General features: G+C 56.3%; 27 protein-coding genes, 4 tRNA genes and 1 rRNA gene. All 32 read right to left on the minus strand.

The window, feature by feature from the left end; genetic code table 11:
• Positions 1 to 5: 5 nt before the first annotated feature.
• A complete protein-coding gene (gene rplN / locus NJC38_RS27350) occupies positions 6 to 374 on the minus strand; it encodes a 50S ribosomal protein L14 (protein ID WP_045484118.1) in 369 nt (122 codons plus the stop codon).
• Positions 375 to 397: 23 nt separating this feature from the next.
• Positions 398 to 664, minus strand: coding sequence for a 30S ribosomal protein S17 (rpsQ, locus tag NJC38_RS27355; RefSeq protein WP_045484121.1), 267 nt, complete (start codon positions 662 to 664; stop codon positions 398 to 400).
• Between the two features lie 2 nt (positions 665 to 666).
• Entirely contained in the window at positions 667 to 858 is a 192-nt protein-coding gene (rpmC, locus tag NJC38_RS27360; RefSeq protein ID WP_002555481.1) for a 50S ribosomal protein L29, read from the minus strand.
• Entirely contained in the window at positions 858 to 1,271 is a 414-nt protein-coding gene (rplP, locus tag NJC38_RS27365; RefSeq protein WP_009397508.1) for a 50S ribosomal protein L16, read from the minus strand. The genes rpmC and rplP overlap by 1 nt, the downstream gene beginning before the upstream one ends.
• Before the next feature lie 12 nt (positions 1,272 to 1,283).
• Positions 1,284 to 1,970 carry a 30S ribosomal protein S3 gene (gene rpsC, locus NJC38_RS27370; protein WP_045484124.1) on the minus strand — a complete coding sequence of 229 codons (687 nt, stop codon included), beginning with the start codon at positions 1,968 to 1,970 and terminating at the stop codon, positions 1,284 to 1,286.
• Positions 1,971 to 1,983: 13 nt separating this feature from the next.
• Positions 1,984 to 2,316 (minus strand): 50S ribosomal protein L22, encoded by a 333-nt coding sequence (gene rplV / locus NJC38_RS27375; RefSeq protein ID WP_045484127.1) that lies wholly within the window; start codon positions 2,314 to 2,316, stop codon positions 1,984 to 1,986.
• Positions 2,317 to 2,329: 13 nt separating this feature from the next.
• Positions 2,330 to 2,605, minus strand: a complete 276-nt coding sequence (gene rpsS, locus NJC38_RS27380; RefSeq protein WP_004883670.1) for a 30S ribosomal protein S19 — start codon at positions 2,603 to 2,605, stop codon at positions 2,330 to 2,332.
• A gap of 16 nt (positions 2,606 to 2,621) precedes the next feature.
• Complete coding sequence (rplB, locus tag NJC38_RS27385; RefSeq protein ID WP_045484132.1) at positions 2,622 to 3,446, minus strand: 50S ribosomal protein L2; 825 nt, start codon at positions 3,444 to 3,446, stop codon at positions 2,622 to 2,624.
• 14 nt (positions 3,447 to 3,460) lie between these two features.
• Positions 3,461 to 3,760 carry a 50S ribosomal protein L23 gene (rplW, locus tag NJC38_RS27390; protein ID WP_045484135.1) on the minus strand — a complete coding sequence of 100 codons (300 nt, stop codon included), beginning with the start codon at positions 3,758 to 3,760 and terminating at the stop codon, positions 3,461 to 3,463.
• Positions 3,757 to 4,359 carry a 50S ribosomal protein L4 gene (rplD, locus tag NJC38_RS27395; protein WP_045484138.1) on the minus strand — a complete coding sequence of 201 codons (603 nt, stop codon included), beginning with the start codon at positions 4,357 to 4,359 and terminating at the stop codon, positions 3,757 to 3,759. The genes rplW and rplD overlap by 4 nt, the downstream gene beginning before the upstream one ends.
• A 12-nt stretch (positions 4,360 to 4,371) precedes the next feature.
• Positions 4,372 to 5,007 carry a 50S ribosomal protein L3 gene (gene rplC, locus NJC38_RS27400; RefSeq protein WP_045484141.1) on the minus strand — a complete coding sequence of 212 codons (636 nt, stop codon included), beginning with the start codon at positions 5,005 to 5,007 and terminating at the stop codon, positions 4,372 to 4,374.
• A gap of 81 nt (positions 5,008 to 5,088) precedes the next feature.
• Positions 5,089 to 5,400, minus strand: coding sequence for a 30S ribosomal protein S10 (rpsJ, locus tag NJC38_RS27405; RefSeq protein ID WP_003186070.1), 312 nt, complete (start codon positions 5,398 to 5,400; stop codon positions 5,089 to 5,091).
• 140 nt (positions 5,401 to 5,540) lie between these two features.
• The gene (gene tuf / locus NJC38_RS27410) at positions 5,541 to 6,734 is read right to left on the minus strand and encodes an elongation factor Tu (protein ID WP_045484144.1); all 1,194 of its coding nucleotides are present in this window, start codon (positions 6,732 to 6,734) and stop codon (positions 5,541 to 5,543) included.
• A 32-nt stretch (positions 6,735 to 6,766) separates the two neighbouring features.
• A complete protein-coding gene (gene fusA / locus NJC38_RS27415) occupies positions 6,767 to 8,899 on the minus strand; it encodes an elongation factor G (RefSeq protein WP_253117957.1) in 2,133 nt (710 codons plus the stop codon).
• 30 nt (positions 8,900 to 8,929) lie between these two features.
• Positions 8,930 to 9,400: a 30S ribosomal protein S7 gene (gene rpsG / locus NJC38_RS27420; protein WP_003186074.1), complete on the minus strand. Its 471-nt coding sequence runs from the start codon at positions 9,398 to 9,400 to the stop codon at positions 8,930 to 8,932.
• Positions 9,401 to 9,523: 123 nt separating this feature from the next.
• Positions 9,524 to 9,901 carry a 30S ribosomal protein S12 gene (rpsL, locus tag NJC38_RS27425; RefSeq protein WP_045484153.1) on the minus strand — a complete coding sequence of 126 codons (378 nt, stop codon included), beginning with the start codon at positions 9,899 to 9,901 and terminating at the stop codon, positions 9,524 to 9,526.
• A 198-nt stretch (positions 9,902 to 10,099) separates the two neighbouring features.
• On the minus strand, positions 10,100 to 14,299 hold the full coding sequence (rpoC, locus tag NJC38_RS27430; RefSeq protein ID WP_253117958.1) for a DNA-directed RNA polymerase subunit beta': 4,200 nt from the start codon (positions 14,297 to 14,299) through the stop codon (positions 10,100 to 10,102).
• A gap of 63 nt (positions 14,300 to 14,362) precedes the next feature.
• Positions 14,363 to 18,436, minus strand: a complete 4,074-nt coding sequence (rpoB, locus tag NJC38_RS27435; protein WP_253117959.1) for a DNA-directed RNA polymerase subunit beta — start codon at positions 18,434 to 18,436, stop codon at positions 14,363 to 14,365.
• Between the two features lie 219 nt (positions 18,437 to 18,655).
• On the minus strand, positions 18,656 to 19,027 hold the full coding sequence (gene rplL, locus NJC38_RS27440) for a 50S ribosomal protein L7/L12 (protein WP_045484166.1): 372 nt from the start codon (positions 19,025 to 19,027) through the stop codon (positions 18,656 to 18,658).
• Between the two features lie 75 nt (positions 19,028 to 19,102).
• Positions 19,103 to 19,603, minus strand: a complete 501-nt coding sequence (gene rplJ / locus NJC38_RS27445) for a 50S ribosomal protein L10 (protein ID WP_045484170.1) — start codon at positions 19,601 to 19,603, stop codon at positions 19,103 to 19,105.
• 195 nt (positions 19,604 to 19,798) lie between these two features.
• Positions 19,799 to 20,494 (minus strand): 50S ribosomal protein L1, encoded by a 696-nt coding sequence (rplA, locus tag NJC38_RS27450; RefSeq protein WP_045484173.1) that lies wholly within the window; start codon positions 20,492 to 20,494, stop codon positions 19,799 to 19,801.
• Positions 20,494 to 20,925 (minus strand): 50S ribosomal protein L11, encoded by a 432-nt coding sequence (gene rplK, locus NJC38_RS27455; protein ID WP_045484176.1) that lies wholly within the window; start codon positions 20,923 to 20,925, stop codon positions 20,494 to 20,496. Before rplK ends, rplA begins: the two co-directional genes overlap by 1 nt.
• 117 nt (positions 20,926 to 21,042) lie before the next feature.
• Positions 21,043 to 21,576, minus strand: a complete 534-nt coding sequence (nusG, locus tag NJC38_RS27460; RefSeq protein ID WP_045484179.1) for a transcription termination/antitermination protein NusG — start codon at positions 21,574 to 21,576, stop codon at positions 21,043 to 21,045.
• Between the two features lie 9 nt (positions 21,577 to 21,585).
• Positions 21,586 to 21,954 carry a preprotein translocase subunit SecE gene (gene secE / locus NJC38_RS27465; RefSeq protein ID WP_045484182.1) on the minus strand — a complete coding sequence of 123 codons (369 nt, stop codon included), beginning with the start codon at positions 21,952 to 21,954 and terminating at the stop codon, positions 21,586 to 21,588.
• Positions 21,955 to 21,997: 43 nt separating this feature from the next.
• A tRNA-Trp gene (locus NJC38_RS27470) sits at positions 21,998 to 22,073 on the minus strand.
• Positions 22,074 to 22,247: 174 nt separating this feature from the next.
• Positions 22,248 to 22,323, minus strand: a tRNA-Thr gene (locus NJC38_RS27475).
• Positions 22,324 to 22,350: 27 nt separating this feature from the next.
• A tRNA-Gly gene (locus NJC38_RS27480) sits at positions 22,351 to 22,424 on the minus strand.
• Between the two features lie 24 nt (positions 22,425 to 22,448).
• A tRNA-Tyr gene (locus NJC38_RS27485) sits at positions 22,449 to 22,533 on the minus strand.
• Between the two features lie 143 nt (positions 22,534 to 22,676).
• Entirely contained in the window at positions 22,677 to 23,102 is a 426-nt protein-coding gene (locus NJC38_RS27490) for a hypothetical protein (protein WP_253117960.1), read from the minus strand.
• A 7-nt stretch (positions 23,103 to 23,109) separates the two neighbouring features.
• Complete coding sequence (locus NJC38_RS27495) at positions 23,110 to 23,859, minus strand: pantothenate kinase (protein ID WP_045484187.1); 750 nt, start codon at positions 23,857 to 23,859, stop codon at positions 23,110 to 23,112.
• Positions 23,849 to 24,808, minus strand: coding sequence for a bifunctional biotin--[acetyl-CoA-carboxylase] ligase/biotin operon repressor BirA (gene birA, locus NJC38_RS27500; RefSeq protein WP_253117961.1), 960 nt, complete (start codon positions 24,806 to 24,808; stop codon positions 23,849 to 23,851). Before birA ends, NJC38_RS27495 begins: the two co-directional genes overlap by 11 nt.
• A 146-nt stretch (positions 24,809 to 24,954) precedes the next feature.
• Positions 24,955 to 25,057, minus strand: a 5S ribosomal RNA gene (gene rrf, locus NJC38_RS27505); the annotation flags it as partial.

Genomic DNA, 25,057 nt, shown 5'->3' on the forward strand with positions numbered 1-25,057 from the left:
TCTCCTTACAGCACTTCAGGGGCGAGCGAGACGATCTTCATGAACTTCTCACCGCGAAGTTCACGAGTCACTGGCCCGAAGATACGGGTGCCGATCGGCTCTTGCTTGTTGTTCAACAGAACAGCAGCGTTACCATCGAAGCGAATGATCGAACCGTCTGCACGGCGAACGCCGTGACGGGTGCGGACTACAACAGCAGTCATCACCTGGCCTTTCTTCACTTTACCGCGAGGAATGGCTTCCTTGACGGTAACTTTGATGATGTCACCGATACCAGCGTAACGACGATGGGAGCCACCCAGCACCTTGATGCACATAACGCGGCGAGCGCCGCTGTTATCGGCCACATCGAGCATGGATTGAGTCTGAATCATATAATTTCTCCGACCCCTAGTCCTTAGACTTCCACAGCGCGTTCGACGATTTCAACCAGTGCCCAGGACTTGGTCTTGGCTACCGGACGAGTTTCACGAATAGTGACTTTGTCGCCGATATGGCACTGATTGGTTTCGTCATGCGCGTGCAGCTTAGTCGAACGCTTAACGTATTTACCGTAGATCGGGTGCTTTACGCGACGCTCGATCAATACGGTGATGGTCTTGTCCATCTTGTCGCTGACGACACGGCCAGTCAGCGTGCGGACGGTTTTTTCAGCTTCAGCCATGATCACTTACCTGCCTGCTGGTTGAGCACAGTTTTCACGCGAGCGATGTCACGCTTAACTTGCGAGAGCAGGTGCGACTGCCCCAACTGGCCAGTTGCTTTCTGCATGCGCAGATTGAACTGGTCGCGCAGCAAGCCGAGCAGTTGCTCGTTCAGTTGCTGTGCTGATTTTTCACGAAGTTCATTCGCTTTCATCACATCACCGTCCGCTTAACAAAGGAGGTGGCAAGTGGCAGCTTCGCAGCAGCCAGGGCAAAAGCCTCACGCGCCAACTCTTCAGAAACACCCTCGATCTCGTACAGGACTTTGCCTGGCTGGATCTGGGCAACCCAGTATTCAACCGAACCCTTACCTTTACCCATCCGCACTTCGAGAGGCTTCTTGGTAACCGGCTTGTCCGGGAACACACGGATCCAGATCTTGCCGCCACGTTTTACGTGACGGGTCAGGGCACGACGTGCCGACTCGATCTGACGGGCGGTGAGACGACCGCGGGCTACAGCTTTCAGCGCGAACTCGCCGAAGCTGACTTTGCTACCGCGCAGAGCCAGACCACGGTTGTGGCCGGTCATTTGCTTGCGGAACTTCGTACGCTTTGGTTGCAACATTTGGCGTACCCCTTACTTGGCAGCTTTTTTACGAGGCGCTGGTGCTTGCGGCTTCAGCTCTTCCTGGCGACCACCAATTACTTCGCCTTTGAAGATCCAAACCTTTACACCGATCACACCGTAAGTGGTGTGCGCTTCGTAAGTGGCATAGTCGATGTCGGCACGCAGGGTGTGCAGAGGCACACGACCTTCGCGATACCATTCAGTACGTGCGATTTCAGCACCGCCGAGACGACCGCTAACCTGAATCTTGATACCTTTGGCACCAATGCGGATAGCGTTCTGTACGGCGCGCTTCATGGCGCGACGGAACATGACACGACGCTCCAGCTGCTGAGCAACGCTCTGGGCAACCAGCATACCGTCGAGCTCCGGCTTGCGGATCTCTTCGATATTGATGTGCACAGGCACACCCATTTGCTTGGTCAGGTCCTGACGCAGTTTCTCAACATCCTCACCCTTCTTGCCGATCACGATGCCGGGACGAGCGGTGTGGATGGTGATGCGTGCTGTCTGAGCCGGACGATGAATATCGATACGGCTAACGGACGCGCTTTTTAGTTTGTCCTGGAGGTACTCACGCACTTGCAGATCTGCCAGCAGGTAGTCTGCATAAGTGCGACCGTCTGCGTACCAGACGGAGGTGTGCTCCTTGACGATTCCCAGGCGAATGCCAATGGGATGTACTTTCTGACCCATCTCTTCGACTCCGTTACTTGTCAGCAACCTTGACAGTGATATGGCAAGACCGCTTGACGATGCGATCAGCACGGCCTTTGGCACGTGGCATGATGCGCTTCAGCGAACGCCCTTCGTTGACGAAAACAGTCGAGACCTTCAGGTCATCAACGTCTGCGCCTTCGTTATGCTCGGCGTTGGCTACGGCCGACTCCAGCAATTTTTTCAGGATCTCAGCGGCTTTCTTACTGCTGAAAGCCAACAGGTTGAGCGCTTCGCCCACCTTCTTCCCGCGGATCTGGTCGGCGACCAAGCGGGCTTTCTGGGCGGAGATTCGAGCGCCCGACAACTTAGCGGCTACTTCCATCGTTCCTTACCCCTTAACGCTTGGCTTTCTTGTCAGCCACGTGCCCGCGATAAGTACGGGTACCGGCAAACTCGCCCAGTTTATGGCCAACCATATCTTCACTTACCAGAACCGGTACGTGCTGACGGCCGTTGTGTACTGCGATGGTCAGACCGACCATTTGTGGCAGGATCATCGAACGACGAGACCAGGTCTTAACTGGTTTGCGATCGTTCTTTTCCGCCGCCACTTCGATCTTCTTCAGTAGGTGAAGATCAATAAAAGGACCTTTTTTCAGAGAACGTGGCACTGTCGTATCCCTCTATTTACTTGCGACGACGGACGATCATTTTGTCGGTACGCTTATTACCACGGGTTTTAGCACCCTTGGTTGGGAAGCCCCATGGCGATACCGGATGACGACCACCGGAGGTACGACCTTCACCACCACCATGTGGGTGGTCAACCGGGTTCATGGCAACACCACGAACGGTTGGGCGAACGCCACGCCAGCGCTTGGCACCAGCTTTACCCAGCGAACGCAGGCTGTGCTCGGAGTTCGAGACTTCACCCAGGGTCGCACGGCACTCGGCCAGAACCTTGCGCATTTCGCCGGAGCGCAGACGCAGGGTCACGTAGACGCCGTCACGAGCGACCAGCTGAGCCGAAGCACCAGCGGAACGAGCGATCTGGGCACCTTTGCCAGGCTTCAGTTCGATAGCGTGAATGGTGCTACCAACCGGGATGTTGCGCAGCTGCAGGGTGTTACCGGCCTTGATTGGGGCCAGGGCACCGGAGATCAGCTGGTCGCCTGCACTCACGCCTTTAGGGGCGATGATGTAGCGACGCTCGCCATCTGCATAACGCAGCAGGGCGATGTGAGCAGTACGGTTCGGGTCGTATTCGATACGCTCAACGATGGCAGCGATGCCATCCTTGTCGTTGCGACGGAAGTCGACCAGACGGTAATGCTGCTTGTGGCCACCACCGATGTGACGAGTGGTAATGCGACCATTGTTGTTACGACCACCAGACTTCGATTTTTTCTCGAGCAGCGGTGCGTGAGGAGCGCCTTTGTGCAGCCCCTGGTTGACCACCTTGACCACGAAACGGCGGCCAGGGGAAGTCGGTTTGCATTTAACGATTGCCATGATGCACCCCTTCCTTACTCAGCACTGCTGCTGAAATCGAGATCTTGGCCTGGCTGAAGGGAGATAACTGCCTTCTTCCAGTCATTGCGTTTGCCCAGACCGCGAGCAGTGCGCTTGCTTTTACCCAGAACGTTCAGGGTAGTCACGCGCTCTACTTTCACGCCGAACAGAACTTCAACGGCCTTCTTGATTTCCAGCTTGGTTGCATCAGTAGCAACCTTGAAAACGAACTGACCTTTCTTGTCAGCCAGAACTGTGGCCTTCTCGGAAACATGCGGGCCAAGCAGAACTTTAAATACGCGTTCCTGGTTCATCCCAGCAGCTCCTCGAATTTCTTCACGGCCGACACGGTAATCAGAACCTTGTCGTATGCGATCAGACTGACCGGATCGGAACCTTGCACGTCACGTACGTCGACGTGTGGCAGGTTGCGAGCAGCCAGGTACAGATTCTGGTCAACGGCGTCGGAAACGATCAGCACGTCGGTCAGACCCAGACCGTTCAGTTTACCCAGCAGGTCCTTGGTTTTCGGCGCTTCGACAGCGAAGTCCTGAACCACGACCAGACGGTCGGTACGAACCAGCTCAGCGAGGATGGAGCGCAGAGCTGCGCGGTACATCTTCTTGTTGAGCTTCTGGGAGTGATCCTGAGGACGAGCAGCAAAAGTGGTACCGCCGCCGCGCCACAGTGGGCTACGGATAGTACCGGCACGAGCACGGCCAGTACCTTTCTGACGCCATGGGCGCTTACCGCCACCAGAGACGTCGGAACGGGTTTTTTGCTGCTTGCTGCCCTGACGACCGCCAGCCATGTAGGCGACGACTGCCTGGTGCACCAGGGTCTCGTTGAACTCGCCGCCAAATGTCAGTTCGGAAACTTCGATGGCTTGAGCGTCATTTACATTTAATTGCATGTCAGCTTCCCCTTAACCGCGAGCCTTGGCTGCCGGACGTACAACCAGGTTGCCGCCAGTAGCGCCAGGAACAGCGCCCTTGACCAACAACAGATTGCGTTCAGCGTCCACGCGCACTACTTCAAGGGATTGCACGGTCACGCGCTCAGCGCCCATATGACCGGACATTTTCTTGCCCTTGAATACACGACCAGGAGTCTGGCACTGGCCGATAGAGCCCGGGACGCGGTGGGAGACGGAGTTACCGTGGGTGTTATCTTGACCGCGGAAATTCCAGCGCTTGATAGTACCCGCGAAACCCTTACCTTTGGACTGACCGGTCACGTCGACCAGTTGACCAGCAGCGAAGATTTCGGCGTTGATCAGATCACCAGCCTTGTACTCGCCTTCTTCAAGACGGAATTCAAGAACGGTACGACCTGCGGCAACGTTCGCCTTGGCGAAGTGACCTGCCTGAGCAGCAGTCACGCGCGAAGCACGACGCTCACCAACAGTGACTTGCACTGCACGGTAGCCATCAGTTTCTTCAGTTTTGAACTGAGTGACGCGATTCGGCTCGATCTCAATGACCGTAACCGGAATAGAGACACCTTCTTCGGTAAAAATGCGGGTCATACCGCACTTACGACCGACTACACCAATAGTCATGTTGTAAACCTCATGAGTGTACGGGGCTTTCACCCGCTATGGCCGCCCATTTCAGAGCGTTACACGACCAAGACCCAAGTCTTAGCCGAGGCTGATCTGCACTTCCACGCCAGCCGCAAGATCAAGCTTCATCAGAGCGTCAACGGTTTTATCCGTTGGCTGGACGATGTCCAGGACGCGCTTATGAGTGCGGATTTCGTACTGGTCGCGCGCGTCTTTGTTGACGTGCGGAGAAACCAGAACGGTGAACCGCTCCTTACGGGTAGGCAGTGGAATAGGACCACGCACCTGTGCCCCAGTACGTTTCGCGGTTTCCACGATTTCCTGGGTAGATTGGTCGATCAGGCGATGGTCAAAAGCCTTCAACCTGATACGGATTTGCTGATTTTGCATTGGATTCCAGACTCCGATTGCTATCCCGACGAGCGCAATACGCCCGTTTAAAGGAGGCGCAATTCTATAGACGCTTCAGAATAGTGTCAACCCAATAAAAAAGCCCCCGCTAGGCGGGGGCTTCTTCAACCTATCGCTTATTAGGCGATGATTTTTGCAACGACGCCAGCACCAACGGTACGGCCGCCTTCACGAATGGCGAAACGCAGACCGTCTTCCATTGCGATTGGCTTGATCAGGGTGACTTCCATCTGGATGTTGTCACCTGGCATCACCATCTCAACGCCTTCTGGCAGTTCGCAGTTACCGGTTACGTCAGTAGTACGGAAGTAGAACTGAGGACGGTAGCCTTTGAAGAAAGGAGTGTGACGACCACCCTCTTCCTTGCTCAGAACGTAGACTTCAGCTACGAACTTGGTGTGAGGCTTGATGGTGCCTGGCTTGGCCAGAACCTGACCACGCTCAACGTCGTCACGCTTGGTGCCACGCAGCAGAACGCCGCAGTTCTCACCAGCACGGCCTTCGTCCAGCAGCTTGCGGAACATTTCAACGCCGGTGCAAGTGGTCTTGGTGGTGTCACGCAGACCAACGATTTCAACTTCTTCCTGGATGCGAACGATACCACGCTCAACACGACCAGTTACCACGGTGCCACGACCGGAGATCGAGAACACGTCTTCGATTGGCATCAGGAAGGTCTTGTCGATAGCACGCTCAGGCTCTGGGATGTAGCTGTCCAGAGTCTCAACCAGCTTCTTGACAGCCGAAGTACCCATTTCGTTGTCGTCTTGGCCGTTCAGAGCCATCAGAGCCGAACCGATGATGATTGGAGTGTCATCACCTGGGAAGTCGTAGGTGCTCAGCAGGTCGCGAACTTCCATCTCGACCAGTTCCAGCAGCTCAGCGTCGTCAACCATGTCAGCCTTGTTCAGGAAGACAACGATGTACGGAACGCCAACCTGACGGGACAGCAGGATGTGCTCACGAGTTTGTGGCATCGGGCCATCGGCAGCCGAGCAAACCAGGATCGCGCCGTCCATCTGGGCAGCACCAGTGATCATGTTTTTGACGTAGTCGGCGTGACCTGGGCAGTCAACGTGCGCGTAGTGACGAACAGAAGAGTCGTACTCTACGTGAGCAGTGTTGATGGTGATACCACGAGCCTTTTCTTCTGGCGCGCTGTCGATTTTGTCGAAGTCGACTTTAGCCGAACCGAAAACCTCGGAGCAAACGCGAGTCAGAGCAGCGGTCAGAGTGGTTTTACCGTGGTCAACGTGACCGATGGTGCCAACGTTGACGTGCGGTTTGTTACGTTCAAATTTTTCTTTAGCCACGACAGTGAACTCCTAGCCTAAAGGGGGTTAGATCAACCTTGTTTTTTAACGAGCGCTTCGACGATGTTCGACGGAGCTTCAGCGTATTTGGAGAATTCCATGGAGTAGCTCGCGCGACCCTGAGACATGGAACGAACGTCGGTCGCATAACCGAACATTTCTCCTAGCGGTACTTCAGCACGGATAACCTTGCCGGAGACCGAGTCTTCCATACCCTGGATCAGACCACGACGACGGTTCAGGTCACCCATCACGTCACCCATGTAGTCCTCAGGGGTCACTACCTCGACCTTCATGATCGGCTCAAGCACCTTACCGCCACCCTTTTGGGCCAGTTGCTTGGTCGCCATCGAAGCAGCGATCTTGAACGCCATCTCGTTGGAGTCGACGTCATGGTAGGAACCATCAAATACGGTAGCCTTCAGGCCGATCAGCGGATAGCCGGCAACAACGCCGTTCTTCATCTGCTCTTCGATGCCCTTCTGGATCGCCGGGATGTATTCCTTAGGAACCACACCACCTACAACTTCGTTGGCGAAGACCAGACCTTCGGTAATGTTGCCCTTGTCGTCCACGTCCGGAGTCGAGAAACGAACCCAGCAATGACCGAACTGACCGCGACCACCGGACTGACGAACGAATTTACCTTCGATCTCGACGTTGTCCTTGGTGATGGTTTCACGGTAGGAAACCTGCGGCTTACCGATGTTGGCTTCGACGTTGAACTCGCGCTTCATGCGGTCAACGAGGATGTCCAGGTGCAGCTCACCCATACCGGAGATAATGGTCTGACCAGTCTCTTCGTCGGTACGAACGCGGAACGATGGGTCTTCCTGAGCCAGCTTGCCCAGTGCGATACCCATTTTTTCCTGGTCCTGCTTGGTTTTCGGCTCAACAGCCACCGAAATTACAGGCTCAGGGAAGTCCATACGCTCCAGGATCACCTGCTTGTCGGCGTCGCAAAGGGTATCACCAGTGGTGACGTCCTTCATGCCGATCAGCGCAGCGATGTCGCCGGCACGTACTTCTTTGATTTCTTCGCGCTGGTTCGCGTGCATTTGCACCATACGACCCACACGCTCTTTCTTGCCCTTGACCGAGTTGATCACGGAGTCGCCCGAGCTCAGGAAGCCCGAGTAGACGCGCACGAAAGTCAGAGTACCAACGAACGGGTCGGTGGCAATCTTGAACGCCAGAGCCGAGAACGGCTCGTCGTCGCTGGCGTGACGCTCGATTTTCGGAGCGTTTTCGTCTTCGACGTGATCAGGGTGGATACCCTGGATCGCAGCGATTTCGGTCGGAGCCGGCAGGAAGTCGATAACGGCGTCGAGAACCAGAGGAACACCCTTGTTCTTGAAGGACGAGCCGCAGACCGCAGGAACGATTTCACCAGCCAGGGTGCGCGCACGCAGACCAGCCTTGATCTCTTCTACAGTCAGCTCACCTTCTTCAAGGTACTTGTTCATCAGCTCTTCGCTGGACTCGGCAGCCGCTTCAACCATGTTGGAGCGCCACTCTTCGGCCAGCGCCAGCAGATCGGCAGGAATTTCTTCCTCACGATAAGTGGTGCCTTTGTCGTCTTCGTTCCAGTAGATCGCCTTCATCTTGATCAGATCGACCTGACCGGCGAACTCTTCTTCAGCACCGATAGCGATCTGGATCGGAACCGGGGTGTGACCCAGACGGTTCTTGATCTGACCTACTACGCGCAGGAAGTTTGCACCAGCACGGTCCATCTTGTTCACGTAGACGATACGTGGAACGTTGTACTTGTTCGCCTGACGCCATACGGTTTCAGACTGAGGCTCGACACCGGAGGTGCCGCAGAACACAACGACCGCGCCGTCGAGTACACGCAGCGAACGCTCTACTTCAATGGTGAAGTCAACGTGGCCAGGGGTATCGATAACGTTTACGCGATAGTTGTCGTACTGACCGCGGGAACCCTTCCAGAAGGTGGTGATGGCAGCGGAGGTAATGGTGATACCCCGCTCCTGCTCTTGCACCATCCAGTCAGTGGTCGCAGCGCCGTCATGCACTTCACCGATCTTGTGGCTCAGACCGGTGTAGTACAGGATCCGCTCGGTAGTGGTGGTCTTGCCCGCGTCAACGTGAGCACAGATACCAATGTTACGGTAGCGGTTGATTGCAGTAGTACGAGCCATAAAGCCCTCGCAAAAAGATTGAAGCCGAAATTAGAAGCGGTAGTGCGAGAAAGCCTTGTTGGCTTCGGCCATACGGTGAACGTCTTCACGCTTCTTGACAGCAGCACCTTTGCCTTCGGCAGCGTCCAGCAGCTCGCCGGCCAGGCGCAGCGCCATGGACTTCTCGCCGCGCTTGCGGGCGAAGTCTACCAGCCAGCGCATTGCCAGCGCGTTACGGCGGGACGGACGAACTTCGACAGGAACCTGGTAAGTAGCACCGCCTACACGGCGCGACTTCACTTCGACCAGCGGAGCGATGGCGTCGAGAGCTTTCTCGAAGATTTCCAGGGGATCGCTGTTCTTGCGTTCTTTAACCTTGTCCAGCGCGCCATAAACGATACGCTCGGCAACGGCTTTCTTGCCGCTTTCCATTACGTGGTTCATGAACTTCGCCAGGATCTGGCTTCCGTATTTCGGATCGTCAAGGATCTCGCGTTTTGCTGCTACGCGTCTTCTTGGCATGGATAAGCCCTCAAACGGTCTTCAGGTTAGCCCGGGACAGCACTCCAGAGGAGCTTGCCCGACCTTACTCTTATCGACTCAAAAAAATAGAAAAGTGCAAAATCAGTCAGAAACCAAAGCCACTTAGGCTTTTTTAGGCTTCTTGGTACCGTATTTCGAACGACCTTGGTTACGACCTTTGACGCCGGAAGTATCCAGAGAGCCGCGAACGGTGTGGTAACGAACACCTGGCAAGTCTTTTACACGACCGCCGCGGATCAGTACCACGCTGTGCTCTTGCAGGTTGTGGCCTTCACCACCGATGTACGAGGAAACCTCGAAACCGTTGGTCAGACGCACACGGCATACTTTACGCAGTGCCGAGTTAGGTTTTTTCGGCGTAGTGGTGTACACGCGGGTGCACACGCCACGACGTTGCGGGCAGTTCTGCAGCGCAGGAACGTCGGATTTCTCGACGATACGCTTGCGCGGCTGACGTACCAGCTGGTTGATAGTTGCCATCTACTAGCTCCACTGTTGACTTGCAGACGCTATTGCCTGCAAGAAAGCAAATGACAGGGCGATAGGCCCTGTCAAATTTAGGGGTACAAGAGTCTAAAGAGGATCTCGCCCCCAGTCAAGGCAATGCCCCGACCTCTTCCACCGTCTTGCGACAACTGAATGTTGCCGCAAGACCTGAAAAACGCCGGGGCATAACCCTTAGTTACCGCTGGAGTTCAACGCCTCGGTCAGAGCGGCCTCGACTTCGCTGGCGCTGACGCGCTGCGGCTTGTCGATATCACGGCGACGCTTACGCTCGCTGTGGTAAGCCAGACCTGTACCTGCCGGGATCAGACGACCCACGACGACGTTTTCTTTCAGGCCGCGCAGGTAATCGCGCTTGCCGGTTACTGCTGCTTCGGTCAGCACGCGGGTAGTCTCCTGGAAGGAGGCCGCGGAGATGAACGACTCGGTCGACAGCGATGCCTTGGTGATACCCAGCAGTACGCGGGTGTACTTGGCAATGAACTTGTCGTCGCTGGCCAGACGCTCGTTTTCCATCAGGACCTGGGTCAGTTCGACCTGATCGCCCTTGATGAAGCTGGAGTCGCCCGATTCAGCCACTTCAACCTTGCGCAGCATCTGACGCAGGATGGTCTCGATGTGCTTGTCGTTGATCTTAACGCCTTGCAGACGGTAAACGTCCTGGATCTCGTTAACGATGTACTTGGCCAGCGCGCTCACACCCAGCAGACGCAGGATGTCGTGCGGATCGCTCGGACCGTCGGAGATAACTTCGCCGCGGTTGACCTGTTCGCCTTCGAAGACGTTCAGGTGGCGCCACTTCGGAATCAGCTCTTCGTACGGCTCGCTGCCATCGTTCGGCGTGATGACCAGACGACGCTTGCCCTTGGTCTCTTTACCGAAGGCGATGGTACCGCTGACTTCTGCCAGGATCGACGCCTCTTTAGGACGACGAGCCTCGAACAGGTCGGCAACGCGCGGCAGACCACCGGTGATGTCACGGGTCTTGGACGTTTCTTGCGGAATACGCGCGATAACGTCACCGATTGCGATCTGAGCACCGTCAGCGACGTTGACCAGAGCGTTGGCCGGCAGGAAGTACTGGGCCGGTACGTCGGTACCAGGCAGCATCAGGTCCTTGCCATCGAGGCCGACCATCTTCACCGCAGGACGGATGTCCTTGCCGGCAGCCGGACGGTCTTTGACGTCGAGGACTTCGATGTTGGTCATACCGGTCAATTCGTCTGTCTGACGCTTGATGGTAATACCTTCTTCCATGCCCACGTAGGTCACGGTACCTTTCATCTCGGTAACGATCGGGTGAGTGTGCGGATCCCACTTGGCCACGATCGAGCCAGCGTCGACCTTGTCGCCTTCCTTCACCGAAATCACAGCACCGTAAGGCAGCTTGTAGCGCTCACGCTCACGACCGAATTCGTCGGCGATTGCCAGCTCACCGGAACGCGATACCGCGACCAGGTGACCGTCGACACGCTCTACGTGCTTCAGGTTGTGCAGACGAACGGTACCGCCGTTCTTGACCTGTACGCTGTCGGCAGCGGAAGTACGGCTTGCCGCACCACCGATGTGGAACGTACGCATGGTCAGCTGGGTACCCGGCTCACCGATGGACTGGGCAGCGATAACGCCGACCGCTTCACCGATATTGACCTGATGACCGCGAGCCAGGTCGCGACCGTAGCAGCTCGAGCAGATACCGAAACGGGTTTCGCAGCTGATCGGCGAACGCACGATGACTTCGTCGATGCTGTTCAGCTCGATGAATTCAACCCACTTCTCGTCAACCAGAGTGCCGGCCGGAACGATGACGTCCTCGGTGCCTGGCTTGAACACGTCACGGGCGATTACACGACCCAGTACACGCTCACCCAACGGCTCTACAACGTCACCGCCTTCAATGTGCGGAGTCATCAGCAGGCCGTGCTCGGTGCCACAATCGACCTCGGTCACAACCAGGTCTTGTGCAACGTCTACCAGACGGCGAGTCAGGTAACCGGAGTTCGCAGTCTTCAGTGCGGTATCCGCCAGACCTTTACGAGCACCGTGAGTCGAGATGAAGTACTGGAGTACGCTCAGACCTTCACGGAAGTTCGCAGTGATTGGCGTCTCGATGATCGAGCCGTCCGGCTTGGCCATCAGACCACGCATACCGGCCAGCTGACGGATCTGGGCAGCGGAACCCCGTGCACCGGAGTCAGCCATCATGTACATCGAGTTGAACGATTCCTGATCGACTTCAGCACCCGTGCGGTCGACAACCTTCTCTTTCGAGAGGTTGGACATCATCGCCTTGGATACTTCGTCGTTGGCCTTGGACCAGAGGTCGATCACCTTGTTGTACTTCTCGCCCTGGGTTACCAGGCCGGAAGCATACTGGCTTTCGATCTCTTTCACTTCGGCGGTAGCGGCATCGATGATGCGCGCCTTCTCATCCGGAATGACGAAGTCGTTCACACCAATCGATACGCCGGAGATCGTCGAGTAGGCGAAACCGGTGTACATCAGCTGGTCAGCGAAAATGACGGTGTCCTTCAGACCAACCACGCGGTAGCACTGGTTGATCAGCTTGGAGATCGCCTTCTTCTTCATCGGCTGGTTGACCACGTCATACGACAGGCCGGCCGGAACCACCTGGAACAGCAACGCACGGCCGACAGTGGTGTCGACAATACGGGTGTTCTTCACGCTGTTGCCGTCACGATCGTTAACGGTTTCGTTGATACGAACCTTGATCTTGGCGTGCAGGGCAGCCTCGCCGGCGCGGAATACGCGGTCGACTTCCTGCAGGTCAGCGAACACGCGGCCTTCGCCTTTGGCGTTGATCGCTTCACGGGTCATGTAGTACAGACCCAGTACCACGTCCTGCGACGGAACGATGATTGGCTCACCGCTGGCTGGCGACAGGATGTTGTTGGTCGACATCATCAACGCACGGGCTTCGAGCTGGGCTTCCAGGGTCAGCGGTACGTGAACGGCCATCTGGTCGCCGTCGAAGTCGGCGTTGTACGCAGCACAGACCAGCGGGTGCAGCTGAATAGCCTTACCTTCGATCAGTACTGGTTCAAATGCCTGGATACCCAGACGGTGAAGCGTAGGTGCACGGTTGAGCAGCACGGGGTGTTCGCGAATCACTTCGGCGAGAACGTCCCACACCTCTGGCAGCTCGCGCTCGACCATCTTCTTGGCAGCTTTGATGGTCGTGGCCAGGCCACGCATTTCCAGCTTGCCGAAGATGAACGGCTTGAACAGCTCCAGTGCCATCTTTTTCGGCAGACCGCACTGGTGCAGACGCAGGGTCGGACCTACGGTAATTACCGAACGACCGGAGTAGTCAACACGCTTACCGAGCAGGTTCTGACGGAAACGACCCTGCTTACCCTTGATCATGTCAGCCAGGGATTTCAGAGGACGCTTGTTGGAACCGGTGATTGCACGACCGCGACGACCGTTGTCGAGCAGGGCATCGACCGCTTCCTGCAGCATGCGCTTTTCGTTGCGCACGATGATGTCAGGAGCCGACAGGTCCAGCAGACGCTTCAGACGGTTGTTACGGTTGATCACACGACGATACAGATCGTTAAGATCGGACGTCGCGAAACGGCCACCGTCCAGCGGAACCAGCGGACGCAGGTCTGGCGGCAGAACCGGCAGAACGGTCAACACCATCCACTCAGGCAGGTTGCCGGAGCCCTGGAAGGCTTCCATCAACTTCAGACGCTTGGACAGCTTCTTGATCTTGGTTTCGGAGTTGGTTTGCGGAATTTCTTCGCGCAGACGGCCAATCTCGTGCTCCAGATCAATCGCGTGCAGCAGTTCGCGGACAGCCTCGGCACCCATGCGGGCATCGAAGTCGTCACCGAACTCTTCGAGGGCTTCGAAGTACTGCTCGTCGTTCAGCAACTGACCCTTTTCCAGGGTGGTCATGCCTGGGTCGATAACGACATAGCTCTCGAAGTAGAGAACACGCTCGATATCACGCAGGGTCATGTCCATCAGCAGGCCGATACGGGACGGCAGCGACTTCAGGAACCAGATGTGGGCAACCGGCGAGGCCAGTTCGATGTGAGCCATACGCTCACGACGGACTTTGGCCAGCGCGACTTCAACGCCGCACTTCTCACAGATCACACCGCGATGCTTGAGGCGCTTGTACTTGCCGCACAGGCACTCGTAGTCCTTGACCGGGCCAAAGATCTTGGCGCAGAACAGGCCGTCACGCTCAGGTTTGAACGTACGGTAGTTGATGGTCTCCGGCTTTTTAACTTCACCGAACGACCACGAACGGATCATCTCAGGCGATGCCAAACCGATACGGATGGCGTCGAACTCTTCGACTTGACCCTGGTTTTTCAACAGATTCAGTAGGTCTTTCAAGGCCTTTCCTCCTGGCGGAGCAAGGAGCAGGCAGTAGCGCCCTGCTCCCATTCACGTCACGTGTTATTCGGTTTCCAGATCGATATCGATACCGAGAGAACGGATCTCTTTGATCAACACGTTGAAGGACTCGGGCATGCCCGGCTCCATACGGTGATCGCCGTCCACGATGTTCTTGTACATCTTGGTCCGACCGTTCACGTCGTCCGACTTCACTGTGAGCATTTCTTGCAGAGTGTAAGCGGCGCCGTATGCTTCCAGCGCCCAGACTTCCATCTCCCCGAAACGCTGACCACCGAACTGCGCCTTACCACCCAGCGGCTGCTGGGTAACCAGGCTGTAGGAACCCGTGGAACGCGCGTGCATCTTGTCGTCCACCAGGTGGTTCAGTTTCAGCATGTACATGTAGCCAACGGTTACAGCGCGCTCGAACTTGTTGCCGGTACGGCCGTCGAACAGCTGCATCTGGCCGCTGTCAGGCATATCTGCCAGACGCAGCATCGCCTTGATCTCACGCTCTTTGGCCCCGTCAAACACCGGAGTCGCCATAGGCACGCCGTTGCGCAGGTTCTTCGCCAGGTCGAGGATTTCCTGGTCAGAGAAGCTGTCCAGGTTTTCCTGACGGCCACCGATCTCGTTGTAGATCTCGGCCAGGAACTTGCGCAGCTCGATGACTTTGCGCTGCTCTTCGAGCATACGGTTGATCTTCTCGCCCAGACCCTTGGCTGCGAGGCCCAGGTGGGTTTCAAGGATCTGACCGACGTTCATACGCGAAGGTACACCCAACGGGTTCAGGACGATATCGACCGGAGTACCGTTGGCGTCGTGCGGCATGTCTTCGACCGGCATGATCACCGAGACAACACCCTTGTTACCGTGACGACCGGCCATCTTGTCACCCGGCTGGATGCGACGGCGGATAGCCAGGTAAACCTTGACGATCTTCAGTACGCCTGGAGCCAGGTCATCGCCTTGCTGCAGCTTGCGCTTCTTGTCTTCGAACTTGTCGTCCAGCAGACGACGACGATCAACGATGTAAGCCTGAGCTTTTTCGAGCTGCTCGTTCAGAGCATCTTCGGTCATGCGCAGCTTGAACCACTGGCCGTGCTCAAGACCGTTGAGGATCTCGTCGGTGATCTCCTGGCCTTTCTTCAGGCCAGCGCCGCCTTCCACGGTCTTGCCAACCAGAGCCGAACGCAGACGTTCGAAGGTTGCACCTTCAACGATGCGGAACTCTTCGTTGAGGTCCTTGCGGATCTCGTCCAGCTGGGACTTCTCGATCGACAGGGCACGGGAGTCGCGCTCGACGCCATCACGAGTGAAGACCTGTACGTCGATGACAGTACCCTTGGTGCCGGTTGGCACGCGCAGGGAGGTGTCTTTGACGTCGCTGGCCTTCTCACCGAAGATTGCACGCAGCAGCTTCTCTTCCGGGGTCAGCTGGGTTTCGCCCTTCGGCGTGACCTTGCCCACCAGGATGTCGCCAGCAGCCACTTCGGCGCCGACGTAAACGATACCGGCTTCGTCCAGTTTGTTCAGTGCAGCTTCACCCACGTTCGGGATGTCTGCAGTGATTTCCTCTGGGCCCAGCTTGGTATCACGCGCCACACAGGTCAGTTCCTGGATGTGGATCGTGGTGAAGCGGTCTTCCTGAACCACACGCTCGGACAGGCAGATGGAGTCTTCGAAGTTGAAGCCGTTCCATGCCATGAACGCGATGCGCATGTTTTGACCGAGCGCCAGTTCACCCATGTCGGTGGACGGACCGTCGGCCATGATGTCACCACGACTGACCACATCACCACGGCTCACCAGCGGACGCTGGTTGATGCAGGTGTTCTGGTTGGAACGGGTGTACTTGGTCAGGTTGTAGATATCCACACCCGCTTCGCCGGTTTCGACTTCATCGTCGGCAACCCGGACCACGATACGGCTGGCATCCACGGAGTCGATCACGCCGCCACGACGAGCCACGACGCAAACGCCGGAGTCGCGAGCCACGTTACGCTCCATACCGGTACCAACCAGCGGCTTGTCGGCACGCAGAGTTGGGACCGCTTGACGCTGCATGTTCGAGCCCATCAACGCACGGTTGGCGTCGTCGTGCTCGAGGAACGGAATCAGCGAGGCTGCAACCGAGACTACCTGCTTGGGCGATACGTCCATCAGGGTTACGTCGGCAGGCGCCTTGACGGTGAATTCGTTCAGGTGACGAACGGCTACCAGCTCGTCGATCAGTTCCTGCTTGTCGTTCATCGCGGCCGAAGCCTGGGCGATGACGTGGTCAGCTTCTTCGATTGCCGACAGGAACACGATGTCGTTGCTGACAACGCCGTCTTTCACTACACGGTACGGGCTTTCCAGGAAGCCGTACTGGTTGGTACGGGCATAGGCCGCCAGAGAGTTGATCAGCCCGATGTTCGGACCTTCAGGCGTCTCGATCGGGCACACACGGCCGTAGTGAGTCGGGTGTACGTCACGAACTTCGAAGCCTGCACGCTCACGAGTCAGACCGCCAGGGCCGAGTGCGGAAACACGGCGCTTGTGGGTGATCTCGGACAGCGGGTTGTTCTGGTCCATGAACTGCGACAGCTGGCTGGAACCGAAGAACTCTTTCACCGCCGCCGCGACCGGCTTGGCGTTGATCAGGTCCTGCGGCATCAAGCCTTCGCTTTCTGCCATCGACAGACGTTCCTTGACCGCACGCTCAACGCGCACCAGGCCAACACGGAACTGGTTCTCGGCCATTTCACCAACGCAACGAACGCGACGGTTACCCAGGTGGTCGATGTCATCGACGATACCTTTGCCGTTACGGATATCGACCAGGGTCTTGAGAACCTCGACGATATCTTCCTTGCACAGCACGCCCGAACCTTCGATCTCGGTACGACCGATACGACGGTTGAACTTCATGCGACCCACTGCCGACAAGTCGTAGCGCTCAGCACTGAAGAACAGGTTGTTGAACAGGGTCTCGGCGGCATCCTTGGTTGGCGGCTCGCCAGGACGCATCATGCGGTAGATCTCGACCAGAGCTTCCAACTGGTTGCTGGTGGAGTCGATCTTCAGCGTGTCGGAGACGAACGGACCGCAGTCGATGTCGTTGGTGTACAACGTTTCGATGCGCACGACCTGACCCTTGGCGATCTTGGCCAGCAGGTCGGTGGTCAGTTCGGTGTTGCACTCGGCGATGATCTCGCCAGTCGCCGGATGCACGATAACCTTGGCGGTAGTGCGACCCAGGAGATATTCCAGAGGCACTTCCAGCTCTTTGATACCGGCTTTTTCCAGCTGGTTGATGTGACGGGCAGTGATACGGCGACCCTGCTCGACAATAACCTTGCCGCTGTCGTCCTTGATATCAAGAACGGCGATTTCACCACGCAGACGTTGCGGTACCAGCTCCAGGTTCAGGCTCTGATCGCGGATATGGAAAACGTTGGTGGTGTAGAAGGCATCCAGCACCTGTTCGGTGGTGTAGCCCAGCGCGCGCAGCAGTACGGACGCCGGCAGTTTGCGGCGACGGTCGATACGCACGAATACGCAGTCTTTCGGGTCGAACTCGAAGTCCAGCCAGGAACCGCGGTATGGAATGATGCGAGCGGAGTACAGCAGCTTGCCGGAGCTGTGAGTCTTGCCACGGTCGTGGTCGAAGAACACACCAGGCGAACGGTGCAGCTGGGACACGATGACGCGCTCGGTACCGTTGATAACGAAGGTACCGTTTTCAGTCATCAGGGGGATTTCACCCATGTAGACTTCTTGCTCTTTGATGTCCTTGATCGCTTTGTTCGACGATTCTTTGTCGAAAATGATCAGACGAACCTTGACCCGCAGAGGTACTGCGTAAGTCACGCCACGCAGCACGCACTCCTTGACATCAAATGCCGGTTCGCCCAAGCGATAACCTACATACTCCAGGGCAGCATTGCCGGAGTAGCTGATGATCGGGAAAACGGATTTGAAGGCTGCATGCAGACCGACGTCGCGGAACTGATCTTTGGTCGCTCCCGCCTGCAGGAATTCACGATACGAATCCAGCTGGATGGCCAGGAGATACGGCACATCCATTACGTCCGGCAACTTGCTAAAGTCCTTGCGGATACGTTTTTTCTCAGTGTATGAGTAAGCCATCAGCGTTCCCCAGCTTGGTCACCTGCCTGTTTGGCTCCTTCGACGGAAGCAGCCAGAAAATCGTGCAAACCCTCTTGGTTTGCGCCACCGTCTCGGTGGTATTGCACGTTGTAGAGCGTTGGCCTGGCCACACGTCTATAACGGAAAAAGGCCGGTGGCATAAGCCACCAGCCATCAGCCTTCTGCTTGACGCTTGGGCTGGACGCTCAAGGTCGATGCTTATTTCAGCTCGACTTTAGCGCCTGCTTCTTCCAGAGCAGCCTTGGCTTTCTCAGCCGACGCCTTGTCAACGCCTTCCAGAACGGTAGCTGGAGCGCCGTCAACGGCAGCTTTAGCTTCTTTCAGGCCCAGACCGGTCAGCTCACGAACAGCCTTGATCACGTTAACTTTCTTCTCGCCAGCTTCGGCCAGGATAACGTTGAACTCGGTTTGCTCTTCAACAACGGCAGCAGCGCCACCGGCAGCTGGGCCAGCCGAAGCGGCAGCAGCAGTAACACCGAACTTCTCTTCGAAGGCTTTGATCAGTTCTACGACTTGCAGAACGGACATCTCGGCAACGGCGTTAAGGATATCTTCTTGAGAGATGGACATGACTCAATTTCCTGAATTGGGGGACGGCCTGTGCGACCATCGAAATAAACAAAAACGCGTTAGAAGGGCTCAGCCTCAGGCTGCAGCAGCTTCTTTCTGGTCGCGAACAGCCGCCAGAGTACGAGCCAGCTTGCTGGTAGCGCCTTGGATCACGCTCATCAGCTGCGAAATGGCTTCGTCGCGGGTCGGCAAGCTTGCCAGTACGTCGATCTGATTAGCTGCGAGGAACTTGCCCTCGAACGCAGCTGCCTTGATCTCGAACTTGTCCTGACCTTTGGCAAACTCTTTGAACAGACGAGCAGCAGCGCCCGGGTGTTCGTTGGAGAAAGCGATCAAGGTCGGGCCGGTGAACACATCGTTGAGGACACTGTATTCAGTGTCAGCAACGGCGCGCTTGAGCAGGGTGTTACGTACGACACGTACATAAACGCCAGCTTCACGAGCCTCTTTACGGAGTCCGGTCATAGCGCCTACAGTCACACCACGGGCATCAGCCACGACAGCGGACAGGGCAACTTTGGCAGCCTCGTTGACTTCAGCGACGATGGCCTTCTTGTCTTCGAGTTTAATTGCCACGGGTTTAACTCCTGCTTGTTACCGTTTCATCCAGCCGGAGCCGGATGTCGTTTTGGTGTCTGATTCGGTAAGGAACCGGGAGCACCATCTGCGTAGGCTTGTGGTTTAAGACTTGCGTCGCCTACGGTCTTGGACAGCCCCCGCCAGGCAGGGACCCCAATTTTTGAGTGGCGCGGCATGCCGCGCCACTGCACATTACGCGTCCAGCGAGCTCTGATCGATAACCAGACCTGGGCCCATGGTGGTGCTCAGGGTTACGCGCTTGACGTAGATACCTTTCGAGGAAGCTGGCTTGATACGCTTCAGATCAGCGATCAGGGCTTCAACGTTTTCCTTCAGCTTGACGGCATCGAAGCCGATCTTGCCAACGGAAGTGTGGATGATGCCGTTTTTGTCGGTGCGGTAACGAACCTGACCAGCCTTGGCGTTTTTCACGGCGTTGGCTACGTCTGGAGTTACAGTACCGACTTTCGGGTTAGGCATCAGGCCGCGAGGACCCAGAACCTGACCCAACTGACCGACAACGCGCATGGCATCCGGAGAAGCGATGACTACGTCGTAGTTCAGGTCGCCGGCTTTCATTTCGGCAGCCAGATCGTCCATACCTACACGGTCAGCGCCGGCAGCCAGAGCGGCTTCAGCAGCTGGACCCTGGGTGAACACGGCAACACGAACAGTCTTACCGGTGCCGTGCGGCAGAACGGTAGCGCTACGAACGACCTGGTCGGATTTACGAGGATCGACGCCCAGGTTAACAGCAACGTCGAACGACTCGCTGAACTTGACGGTCGACAGCTCGGCCAGCAGGCTTGCTGCGTCAACGAAGTTGTAGACTTTGCCAGCTTCGAGCTTGCTGGCGATTGCCTTTTGACGCTTGGTCAACTTAGCCATTACACACCCTCCACGTTAAGGCCCATGCTGCGAGCAGAACCGGCGATGGTACGCACGGCTGCATCGAGGTCAGCGGCTGTCAGATCAGCGCTCTTGGTTTTAGCGATCTCTTCCAGCTGAGCACGGGTAACAGTGCCAACCTTAACAGTGTTAGGACGAGCAGAACCGCTGGCCAGGCCTGCTGCTTTTTTCAGCAGAACCGAAGCCGGGGTGCTCTTGGTTTCGAAAGTGAAGCTACGGTCGCTGTAGACGGTGATGATCACAGGAGTCGGCAGACCAGCTTCCAGGCCCTGAGTACGGGCGTTGAACGCTTTGCAGAATTCCATGATGTTCACACCGTGCTGACCCAGAGCAGGACCAACGGGTGGGCTTGGGTTAGCCTGACCGGCTTTCACTTGCAACTTGATGTACGCGTTAATCTTCTTGGCCATGAGGCACTCCAGTTACGGGTTCTAGCGCCAGTTAAGGCTCCCCGATGCATTGCACATATATCCCGGTGACGAAAAAACCCCACAGCCTTTGGCTGCGGGGTTGGGATTTCAGCTCGCTCAGACCTTCTCGACCTGGCTGAACTCCAGCTCTACCGGAGTAGAGCGACCGAAAATGAGCACAGCCACCTGAATGCGGCTCTTTTCGTAGTTAACTTCTTCAACCGAACCATTGAAGTCCGCGAATGGACCGTCAATAACACGTACAACCTCGCCCGGCTCGAACAAGGTCTTCGGCTTGGGCTTATCGCTGCCATCAGCAACGCGACGCAGAATTGCTTCTGCTTCTTTATCAGTAATCGGCGCAGGCTTGTCGGCAGTACCGCCGATGAAGCCCATCACACGCGGGGTATCCTTGACCAAGTGCCAGGTACCCTCGTTCATTTCCATCTGCACCAGCACATAGCCAGGGAAGAATTTACGCTCACTCTTGCGCTTCTGGCCGTTACGCATTTCCACTACTTCTTCAGTAGGGACCAGAATTTCGCCGAAGCCATCTTCCATGCCTGCCAGCTTCACACGCTCGATCAGCGAGCGCATGACATGCTTCTCGTAACCCGAGTAAGCATGCACTACATACCAACGCTTAGCCACGAGACACCCTTAGCCAACTATCAAGGAAACAAGCCAACCGAGCAGGGAATCAAGCCCCCACAACAGCAGCGCCATAACCAGAACCACCGCCACGACGATCAGCGTAGTCTGGCCGGTCTCTTGACGAGTCGGCCATACGACCTTACGAATCTCTGCACGCGCTTCTTTGGCAAGCGTAAAGAAAGCTTTGCCCTTGCCGGTCTGCAGCGCAACGAACGCGGCAGCAGCTGCAATCACAAGGAGAACGAGAACGCGATACAGGATCGGCTGGGCCGAGTAATACTGATTACCGACAACACCCACGACCACCAGAACGACTACCAGGAGCCACTTCAGCAGGTCAAAGCGGGAGTCTGATGCTTCAGCCTTGAGATTCATCTACGGAGATCCTGTGAAAAGAAAGCCAGATATCGAAAGAATCTGGCAGGTCAGGAGGGAATCGAACCCCCAACCTACGGTTTTGGAGACCGTCGCTCTGCCAATTGAGCTACTGACCTAAAAACAAAATCAGGCCGACCATTATGCTGACCCGACTAGATTTTATCAACACCTCTTTTCATTCACCCAAAAGCAGAAGATACCAATGAGCCATGAAAAGAATTCAAGCGAAGGCCGAGACCGACACACCCGCCTAAAACAAAGGCAGATATTTGCATATCTGCCTTTGATAATGGAGCTCTTGAGCGGATTTGAACCGCTGACCTCACCCTTACCAAGGGTGTGCTCTACCAACTGAGCTACAAGAGCGAAACCTTACGCACAAACTGCAAAATCTGGAGCGGGTAGCGGGAATCGAACCCGCATCATCAGCTTGGAAGGCTGAGGTTCTACCACTAAACTATACCCGCAGAACTTGCAATTCTTGCTAAATATGGTGGAGGGGGAAGGATTCGAACCTTCGAAGTCGTAGACGTCAGATTTACAGTCTGATCCCTTTGGCCGCTCGGGAACCCCTCCTGAGCTGGGCGGCATTATCAACCTCTGCCACCCTCTTGTCAACCACTTTCTTCAATTAAATCTTGGAGTTACGTGAGTTGATCAATCTCGCTTCTTAACTTGGCTTTCAGCCTCGCTGTGGAGCGGGCGCCATTCTATGCAAACTAATTAAGGTCTGCAACCCCTTCACATAAAATAATCCGATTTTTTAACTGCGGAAAATCCTGAGTGAGTTGAGCCACCAACTCTTCACCGACCAGCCGACGACTCTCAGGCATGACGGCAAGCCAATAACGATTGGCGCCCGCCACTTGCTGCACATGATACTGCGTACGAATATCGAGACTCTTCAGACGCTGCTCTACCGCTTTCACATCGTCAGCCTTGGCAAACCCACCCAGGTATTGGCATTCAGGCCTGCTCTCACGCCCCTCCCCTACACCCGACTCACTGACCAGCCGGATATCCTGCTGAGCAGAACGGTTAAGCGATAGCGGAATCACTTCCTTGGCACGCAGGGGAGCTTCCTGCTGATGCCAGAGGTAGTAGAAGACGTTCAGCATCAAGAGCAAAAGAAAAAGCCAACGCATGAAAACCTCAGCGAAGTGGGCAGGCCAGGGCAAGGCCGATGAAAACCAGATCAGGAACAACTCGAGCGCCAGGAATCACATCCTCGACCAACCCCGCGTCGCCGCCAGTGATAAACACATCGAAATGCTCACCCCAGTATGACCTCGCCATCTCCAACTGAGCCTGAACAAAACCGCGCAGCATTAGAGAGCAACCGCGCTCGACAGCCTCTGCGGTAGAGTGCCCCGGCCCCAAACCGACAAGCGCTCTTTCAGCGGCCGCATCATCATAACGAATACGCCTGGTGTGAGTGCGCAGCTGGTTGCGCATCAGCGGGATACCAGGGCAAATGAAGCCCCCCAGATGCAAACCTGTCAAATCGACGAAATCAGAAGTAACAGCAGTGCCAAGATCGATGACCAGACACGCTCTGCGGGCTAAATGGTAGCCCGCCACCAAGGCCAACCAGCGATCAAGCCCCAGGCGCTCATACTCATCATACCCATTCGATACCCCCGCCAGAGTCCGGGCAGGCTCGGCACACACCGGCCTCATACCGTAACAACTGCGCAGCATCTCCATCAGCTTGTGGGTCTCGTCCGGGGTGCGCACACTCACCAGGCGGCAGTGAGCAAGTTCCAGCCCCGGCAAGAGCCCCAACTGTTCCACCAGCGCACTGTCGGAATCTACGACACCACCAGCCCTGATCGAGTCATCGCCCTTCTCTGTGACGCGCCACTTGATAAAGCTATTGCCACAATCGAGTTCAAGAATCATCGCGCAACCTCAGGCTGAGCTCACCGCCACTAAAGCTTTTTTCTATACCACCGACATCCAGTCGCAACGCGCCAAGCTCATCGATACCAAGAACGACGCCCTCCGTTCTGTCCGCACCCGACAAGAGCGTCACTTCACGACCTTGCCACAGATGATTACGCTCCCACTCAGCCTGAAACACTGAAAAGCCTTCCTGCTGGTGCCGCTGCAAGAGCTCCTGCAGCCGGCCGGCCAGGCGAGCAGCCAGATGATTACGATCGCACAACGCTCCAGCCTCCAGGCGCACAGAAGTCCAGGACTGATCCACCTCCGAGCAAGCCTGCATATTCACGTTGATACCAATACCTATCACCACGTGACACACATCAGCCGGATCCCCCATCAGCTCCAGCAGGATCCCCGCCAGCTTGCGGCGCCCCGACAGCACATCATTTGGCCACTTGAGACCGGCCTCTTTAACGCCAAATTCCCGTAGAACCTCGACGACAGCCAGGCCCACCATCAAGCTCAGCCCCTCAATCTGGCGCATACCGCCTTCAATCCGGAGCAACAGGCTGAAATACAGGTTTTCGGCAAAGGGGCTAACCCATTTGCGACCTCGTCGCCCCCGACCTGCAGTCTGCCGCTCCGCCACCACTACGGTTGGCATGGTAGCGCCCAGAGCAATCAGTCGAGCAGCCTCGGCATTTGTAGAGTCAAGGCTCTCATGGACAATTACAGACCAGCCTTGGGGCAGCCCCGAATTCTTGATCGTCTGCTCATCATGCAGCGAAAGCGCACTGGCGAGCCTGTAGCCGCGGCCACGAACTTTGTGCAGCTCAACCCCAAGCTCCGCCTGCAACTGCTGTAACTGCTTCCAGACAGCGCTACGACTGATCCCCAACTCATCGCCCAGGACCTGACCGGAGTGAAACGCGCCATCGGCAAGAAGTCTTAGCAACGTGAGCATGAAATTAACGCCTTTTAAAGAGGCACGCATAATAGCCATGCAGACCACGGGTGCATAGGTACATGAGATAAGCATCAACGGCTGGACTTTTCAGCACGCAAAGCAAAACCCCCGATCGCAGAGCGATCAGGGGTTCTGTGTTTGAATCTTGACGATGACCTACTCTCACATGGGGAAGCCCCACACTACCATCGGCGATGTATCGTTTCACTACTGAGTTCGGGATGGGATCAGGTGGTTCCAACACTC

It is taken from the genome of Pseudomonas sp. 21LCFQ010 (assembly GCF_024129905.1).
Lineage (GTDB): Bacteria > Pseudomonadota > Gammaproteobacteria > Pseudomonadales > Pseudomonadaceae > Aquipseudomonas.

Bases quoted from the DNA above. Each gene is read 5' to 3' on its own strand.
- NJC38_RS27495 (WP_045484187.1), bottom strand. From the start codon at position 23,859: ATGATTCTTGAACTCGATTGTGGCAATAGCTTTATCAAGTGGCGCGTC.
- rpsL (WP_045484153.1), bottom strand. From the start codon at position 9,901: ATGGCAACTATCAACCAGCTGGTACGTCAGCCGCGCAAGCGTATCGTC.
- birA (WP_253117961.1), bottom strand. From the start codon at position 24,808: ATGCTCACGTTGCTAAGACTTCTTGCCGATGGCGCGTTTCACTCCGGT.
- rpsQ (WP_045484121.1), bottom strand. From the start codon at position 664: ATGGCTGAAGCTGAAAAAACCGTCCGCACGCTGACTGGCCGTGTCGTC.
- rplC (WP_045484141.1), bottom strand. From the start codon at position 5,007: ATGACTATTGGTGTAGTCGGTCGTAAGTGCGGTATGACCCGCATTTTT.
- rpsC (WP_045484124.1), bottom strand. From the start codon at position 1,970: ATGGGTCAGAAAGTACATCCCATTGGCATTCGCCTGGGAATCGTCAAG.
- rplV (WP_045484127.1), bottom strand. From the start codon at position 2,316: ATGGAAGTAGCCGCTAAGTTGTCGGGCGCTCGAATCTCCGCCCAGAAA.
- rpsJ (WP_003186070.1), bottom strand. From the start codon at position 5,400: ATGCAAAATCAGCAAATCCGTATCAGGTTGAAGGCTTTTGACCATCGC.
- rplP (WP_009397508.1), bottom strand. From the start codon at position 1,271: ATGTTGCAACCAAAGCGTACGAAGTTCCGCAAGCAAATGACCGGCCAC.
- rpmC (WP_002555481.1), bottom strand. From the start codon at position 858: ATGAAAGCGAATGAACTTCGTGAAAAATCAGCACAGCAACTGAACGAG.
- secE (WP_045484182.1), bottom strand. From the start codon at position 21,954: ATGAATCTCAAGGCTGAAGCATCAGACTCCCGCTTTGACCTGCTGAAG.
- rplB (WP_045484132.1), bottom strand. From the start codon at position 3,446: ATGGCAATCGTTAAATGCAAACCGACTTCCCCTGGCCGCCGTTTCGTG.
- rplD (WP_045484138.1), bottom strand. From the start codon at position 4,359: ATGCAATTAAATGTAAATGACGCTCAAGCCATCGAAGTTTCCGAACTG.
- rplW (WP_045484135.1), bottom strand. From the start codon at position 3,760: ATGAACCAGGAACGCGTATTTAAAGTTCTGCTTGGCCCGCATGTTTCC.
- rplK (WP_045484176.1), bottom strand. From the start codon at position 20,925: ATGGCCAAGAAGATTAACGCGTACATCAAGTTGCAAGTGAAAGCCGGT.
- fusA (WP_253117957.1), bottom strand. From the start codon at position 8,899: ATGGCTCGTACTACTGCAATCAACCGCTACCGTAACATTGGTATCTGT.
- rpsG (WP_003186074.1), bottom strand. From the start codon at position 9,400: ATGCCAAGAAGACGCGTAGCAGCAAAACGCGAGATCCTTGACGATCCG.
- rplL (WP_045484166.1), bottom strand. From the start codon at position 19,027: ATGTCCATCTCTCAAGAAGATATCCTTAACGCCGTTGCCGAGATGTCC.
- NJC38_RS27490 (WP_253117960.1), bottom strand. From the start codon at position 23,102: ATGCGTTGGCTTTTTCTTTTGCTCTTGATGCTGAACGTCTTCTACTAC.
- rplN (WP_045484118.1), bottom strand. From the start codon at position 374: ATGATTCAGACTCAATCCATGCTCGATGTGGCCGATAACAGCGGCGCT.
- rpoB (WP_253117959.1), bottom strand. From the start codon at position 18,436: ATGGCTTACTCATACACTGAGAAAAAACGTATCCGCAAGGACTTTAGC.
- rplA (WP_045484173.1), bottom strand. From the start codon at position 20,494: ATGGCTAAGTTGACCAAGCGTCAAAAGGCAATCGCCAGCAAGCTCGAA.